This window comes from Candidatus Korarchaeota archaeon NZ13-K (genome assembly GCA_003344655.1).
Lineage (GTDB): Archaea > Korarchaeota > Korarchaeia > Korarchaeales > Korarchaeaceae > Korarchaeum.
This window is the reverse complement of record MAIU01000079.1, coordinates 1-5,189: the sequence shown is the minus strand read 5'-3', so window position 1 is coordinate 5,189 and position 5,189 is coordinate 1. Positions and strand designations below refer to the sequence as shown.

Sequence of the window (5,189 nt, the reverse complement as noted above, 5' to 3'; positions counted from 1 at the left end):
TAGTACTCCAGGAGCCCGTACCTCGGGGCCCCGGCCAGGTTGACCAATCTGCCCTCATCGTTCATCACCATCCCGCAGTATCCGATCCCCCCATCGGGGATCACGCAATCGGCATCGCAGAGCCCGCATTTCACCCCTCTTCCCCTGGGAGGCTCGGGCGGGAGACCCATCCTCGACCTCTCCCTCCTGTGCACCGAGAGGGCCAGCTCGCTCGCCCCCGGATCGCTCCTGAGGCACTCCAGGCAGACGCCCAGCACGCCTGATATCAGGTTGGAGGACCTTCCGCAGAGGAGGCACTCCCCTATGCGAATCCCCTCTCACCCTTCTCACCACCTTTATCTTATTAAGCCCCCGATTCCCCCATGCCGGACATATTCGATGTGATGGCCGAGAGGAGGAGCGTGAGGAGCTACACGGGGGAGGAGGTGAGCGAGGAGCACCTAAACATAATACTTGAGGCCGCCTGCTGCGCGCCATCCGCGGGAAACCTCCAGGCATATGAGATAGTCGTCGTCAGGGATCCAGAGAGGAGGAGGCTCCTGGCCAGGGCTTCATACAATCAGGATTTCATGATAGACGCATCGGTCCATCTCGTTTTCCTAGCGGTCCCCTCGAGATCCGCGGTTAGGTACGGCAGGAGGGGGGAGAGCCTCTACTCCCTGCAGGACGCCACGATAGCTGCCACATTCGCCATGCTGGCGGCTCACGCCCTGGGCTACGGGACTTGCTGGATAGGGGCCTTCGACGACTCGAAGGTGATGAGGGTTGTGGAGGCTCCCGAGGACAGGAGGCCCGTGGCCATAATAGTCATAGGGAGGAGGAAGAGGGAGGAGGGACTCACCAGGAGGAGGAAGATGGAGAGCTTCGTCTTCTCTGAGAAGCATGGGATACCATTCGAGCACAGGCCCACCATGGGCAAGCTCCTGAGACCGGGATGTTAAACCCTTTGAGCCAAAGCTTATAGGGGAGCTCCTCCCAATCGCGAGGAATGCTCAGGTGGCGGGAGCTTATCTATTACGCTGCGGCCGGGGCCTCCCTGGGGGACCTGATCTGGATCATCTCCGAGAGGGGGATCTCCCCTCTGGAGCCCGTGATTCTGGCTTCCCTGATCGTTTCCGTGATTTCCTCAGCCTCCCATGACCTTGAGGAGTCAATCTCCCTCCTATTCTCATTCCTGATCCCCTTCCTGGCGGTCCAGTTCATCATGAGCTTTTGGTATCTCCTCAACGTGGGCAACCCGCTCGAGTTCAACTTCCTCTCCGGCTACCTGCTGACGACCTCCCTGGTGAGCTCTGTCATATTCGCAGCATCATTCCTGCTTTTCTCATCGATCCTCAGGTTCGCAGCCGAGCTCCTGAGGTAGCCGGGGGATCGCTGGATCGGGCCCCGGGTCAGGATACTTTATTTAGCCAGCACTCCGGAGAACATGGGGGATGGTGGGGGAGATCCCGAGGATAGTTGGGGAGGCCGAGCTCCCTCTTCACGAGGGAAGGGCCCCTAGCTGGCTCTACTCTAGGATGAAGGCCCTGGGAAGGGAGATAATAGTCACGATAGTCAGGGAGTTCGGGAGGAGGGAGTTCCTCCTAAGGGTGAGCGATCCCTTCTGGTTCCAGTCCCTGGGCTGCGTCCTGGGATATGATTGGCACTCCTCCGGGGTCACGACCGTGCTGACGGCCGTGATCAGGGAGGTGCTGGATGAGGAGGATATTGGAATAGTTGCCTGCGGCGGGAAGGGTAAGAGGTCCCTCGAGACACCGAACGAGATATTGAGGAAGGCCGATCGGCTGTCCATGAGCGACTCGAAGGCATTTGAGCTGGTCAGGGTGAGCAGGCTCACGGCCAAGGTCGATAACGCTGCCCTACAGGATGGCCACTCCATATACCATCACGCCATGCTCTTCAGCGAGGACGGGGACTGGGCGGTGGTGCAGCAGGGCATGAACCCCGTGAGGAGGACAGCTAGGAGATACCACTGGGTCTCCCATGAGCTCAGGGATTTCCTGAACGACCCCCATTCCGGTATAATCGCACAATCAAGGGAGGAAGTCCTTAACCTGGCTGCAGGGGAGTCTGAGGAGAACAGGAGGGCCTCCCTGGACCTAATAGCGGAGGGGAGCTCCAGGCTCAGGAGGCTGGTCGAGGAGGTCAGCTCAGGACCCCTGAGCCCTTACATGGGGGAGGGGAGGTTCCTGAGGATGCCCAGGAGGATAGACTGGAGGGCCGTCGAGGAGGCCAACCAGCTCGGGCTGAGAAACTACGAGGACCTCCTGCTCGTCAGGGGGATCGGCCCCTCCCTCCTCAGGGCCCTCTCCCTGATAGCCGAGGTGATATACGGCGCCCCGGCCAGCAGGAGGGATCCGGCCAGGTACAGCTTCGCCTTCGGGGGAAAGGATGGCGTCCCCTTCCCCGTCAGGACAGGGCTCATGGACAGGGCCATAGAGGTCCTCCGCTCGGGCGTGATACAGTCCAACCTCCCGGATCAAGAGAAGGAGTCCGCCATGAGGAGACTAGCGAGGATTACGGGGTTACTGAATGACGGTGAAGCCTCACCCGGTGAGGATCGGAAGGGTTAAATCCGAAGGGTGATGAGTGAGCTGATGAGGGACCTGACGAGGCTCCTAATCCTGCTCCTCCTCACGACCTCAATATACGCGGCCTCCAGCACATACTTCCAGAAGATGGAGGGCATATGGCTCAGGGAGAGGAGGATGGAGGTCCTGAGGGGGGAGATCTCATACCTCAGCACGAAGGCCGATGAGTACAGGGAGGCGGTGGCCCCTCTCGTCCTCAGGCTCTTCAGCTACTCGATCGAGGATGATGGTGTCGCGGTGCTCTTCTCCGGGAGGGAGATCTGGAGGGGAGCTCTGAGGGACCTGAACCTGACCCATGAGGTGGAGCACTTCGGTCTCATCAGGATAGGGGTTGAGGATAGTAGGATCGTCGCCAGCGTGGTCGGGATGCCCTACAACTACACCCTGAGGACATTCTACCACGAGGACCTGGCTTGCGTCGTTCAGGAAGCCCTAGACAAGGCTGGCAGGCTTGATGATTCGGTCTCAAAGGACGAGGAGGAGTTGGCCAGGCTCGAAGAGGAGCTTTCATCCTTCTCGAGGGATCCCTCGGTCGCGCTCTTCCTGGCCACCCCCCTCATATCGGTCGTGTTGCAGTACGCCCTTCTCCTGACCGCTAACCAGGACCTGGCCGGGAAGTACGCTGACCTCCTGAGGAACCCCTATCTGCTCCTCCCATCGATGGCCGTATACATCTGCTTCCTCTCCCTGACGCTCGCATTCCACCTCGGGACCCTCGTGCCCCTCCACGTCCTGGCAGTGCTCTACTCGCTCACCTCAATACCCTCGCTCGCATCCCCCGTGCTCTTCGCCTACGAGAGGCTCATGGAGTGAGGGCTAATCCCTCACCTCGAAGCCCTCGCACAGGTTGTTGATGCAGAGCTCGTATCTCCCCTCAGGGAGGGGGCCTATCCTCAGCTTGGCCTCCAGGATGCCTAGGCACTGGATGCAGATCTCACCCTTGTCCAGGATCCTCAGGTAGATATTGATCCTTCCCCCGGAGATGTTGTAACCCGATAGGACGAACCTACCGCACGGGTTGGCGTGACCCGAGCTGTAAGTCGCGTAGGCGAAGCTCCCCTCAACATCTATCTTTAGCGAGGGTTCCTCCTGATGGCCGCACCTGCCGGAAGATGACAGCAGCTCGACTTTGAGCTCGCTGGATGTCGTCACCTTCCCCAGCGCCTCCCCTCCGATGAACCTCACCACTTCCTCCACAGCCCCCCTGGAGAAGCTCTCGGCGGCTCTCCTGGTCGCGTACCTATCCGCTCCAGCTATGACCACAGCCAGTCCTCCGGTGGCCCACGGCCTAGTCACCACGATGTAATCCTTTAAGCTGGTGTTCCCGAGGATCGGGGCGACGAAGTTCCCGAACCGCGGGGCTCTCGCCCCTCCGAGGAATATCACGACGCGGTAGTCCCTTGCCCTCGCCAGGGCCCTTGCATCGCTTCCCAGGTACTCCACCCTGATTCCCCTGGCCTCGAGGGCCCGCCTGACCACCTCGAAGGAGAGGGAGCGGTCTATGTCATTGGCCAGGACGGCCACCTCAGGCAGATGGGGCCTCCTCATCCTTGAGAGCGTGAAACCGCATTTGTAGGCTTTAACCTCCAGGCGCTCCCCCTTCTCGAGCCGGTACCACTCGGCCAGGGGGACGGGGGGTATCCAGTTGTTGGGGCTCCTGGAGGTGTTCACTATCAGCTCGGGGTTGAGGTATGGGGATAGGAGGGATTCAGCATAAGCCAGAGGGGCATCGCTCAAATTGACGTCCGTCTCAACCATCAGGAGCGTGTAGGAGCTCCCCGTGAAGACGTATGCTCTGAGCTCCCCTCCCTCCTCATAGCTCCCTATGACTAGGGAGATCGAGGGGAAGCTCATGCCGCTGTAAGGGGAGAACTCGTGCTCCCCGACGCTGATCGAGGCTGAGATGCCGCTCTCCCTCAGGAACCTCATTAGGCCACTCAGATCACTCCCCTGCCTGTATATCGCTCCCACGTACCCGGCCGTGGGAGGGCACGACTGAACGGGGAGCAGGGGAAGCGCCAGCAGGAGCATCAGCAAGGGCAACGCTCTCAAGATCCCACCGAGCTTACGAGAGGTGGGAGCAGATAAACCCCGACCAAAAGGTTCGAAATGAGATGAACTAGTGGGACCCGCAGTAGCTGAGCTCGAAGCTGCGGGTAGCCTCAATTATGCTCCTCCACCTCCTGGTTCTCTTGAATCCGTACTCGCATATCTCGTCAACGTAACCGCTCTTACCATCAAGCTTAGCCCTGGCAACGGCCCTTATTAGGTCTAGCACCACGTTGCCAGCGTTCATTCCGTCGTTGGATCTCATGGTCACCTCTATCACGATCTCGCTCCCCATGAAGCCGGAGCCCATTAGGTGGAGGTGTATCACCCTATCGTTCCCGAGGAAGTCGACGTAATCGCTCGTCCCGGCTATTATCTCCCATCCCTCACCGAATTCTGCGGCTATGGCTGATGACTTCACCCCCCTCTTGTACATCCTCAGGTCCTCGTACATCGTGTTTATCGTCTCCAAGCCCCCAGCGACATCGAGCTGGTAGCTCCTCAGGGGCTTTATCCCCCTCAGCCTGAGGAAGGAGGCAAGCCCCTTGT

At 59.8% G+C, this 5,189-nt stretch carries 7 protein-coding genes; 4 read left to right on the top strand and 3 right to left on the bottom strand.

Annotation, left to right across the window (positions count from 1 at the left end):
- A partial coding sequence (locus BA066_06655; GenBank protein ID RDD53019.1) for a radical SAM protein occupies nucleotides 1-257 on the bottom strand: 257 nt, incomplete at its 3' end.
- A 105-nt stretch (nucleotides 258-362) separates the two neighbouring features.
- Between BA066_06655 and BA066_06650 the strand changes: the two genes are divergently transcribed.
- The 4 genes from BA066_06650 (at nucleotide 363) to BA066_06635 (ending at nucleotide 3,404) form a co-directional block, all read left to right on the top strand.
- Entirely contained in the window at nucleotides 363-941 is a 579-nt protein-coding gene (locus BA066_06650; protein ID RDD53018.1) for a hypothetical protein, read from the top strand.
- A 47-nt stretch (nucleotides 942-988) separates the two neighbouring features.
- The gene (locus tag BA066_06645) at nucleotides 989-1,363 is read left to right on the top strand and encodes a hypothetical protein (GenBank protein ID RDD53017.1); all 375 of its coding nucleotides are present in this window, start codon (nucleotides 989-991) and stop codon (nucleotides 1,361-1,363) included.
- A gap of 70 nt (nucleotides 1,364-1,433) precedes the next feature.
- Nucleotides 1,434-2,573: a DUF763 domain-containing protein gene (locus BA066_06640; GenBank protein ID RDD53016.1), complete on the top strand. Its 1,140-nt coding sequence runs from the start codon at nucleotides 1,434-1,436 to the stop codon at nucleotides 2,571-2,573.
- 12 nt (nucleotides 2,574-2,585) lie between these two features.
- The gene (locus BA066_06635) at nucleotides 2,586-3,404 is read left to right on the top strand and encodes a hypothetical protein (GenBank protein RDD53015.1); all 819 of its coding nucleotides are present in this window, start codon (nucleotides 2,586-2,588) and stop codon (nucleotides 3,402-3,404) included.
- Nucleotides 3,405-3,407: 3 nt separating this feature from the next.
- Here the strand turns inward: BA066_06635 and BA066_06630 are convergent, their stop codons facing one another.
- Together BA066_06630 and BA066_06625 are read right to left on the bottom strand one after the other, a co-directional pair.
- Nucleotides 3,408-4,643 carry a hypothetical protein gene (locus BA066_06630; GenBank protein ID RDD53014.1) on the bottom strand — a complete coding sequence of 412 codons (1,236 nt, stop codon included), beginning with the start codon at nucleotides 4,641-4,643 and terminating at the stop codon, nucleotides 3,408-3,410.
- Between the two features lie 67 nt (nucleotides 4,644-4,710).
- On the bottom strand, nucleotides 4,711-5,189 hold a 479-nt coding region (locus BA066_06625), incomplete at its 5' end, for a hypothetical protein (protein RDD53013.1).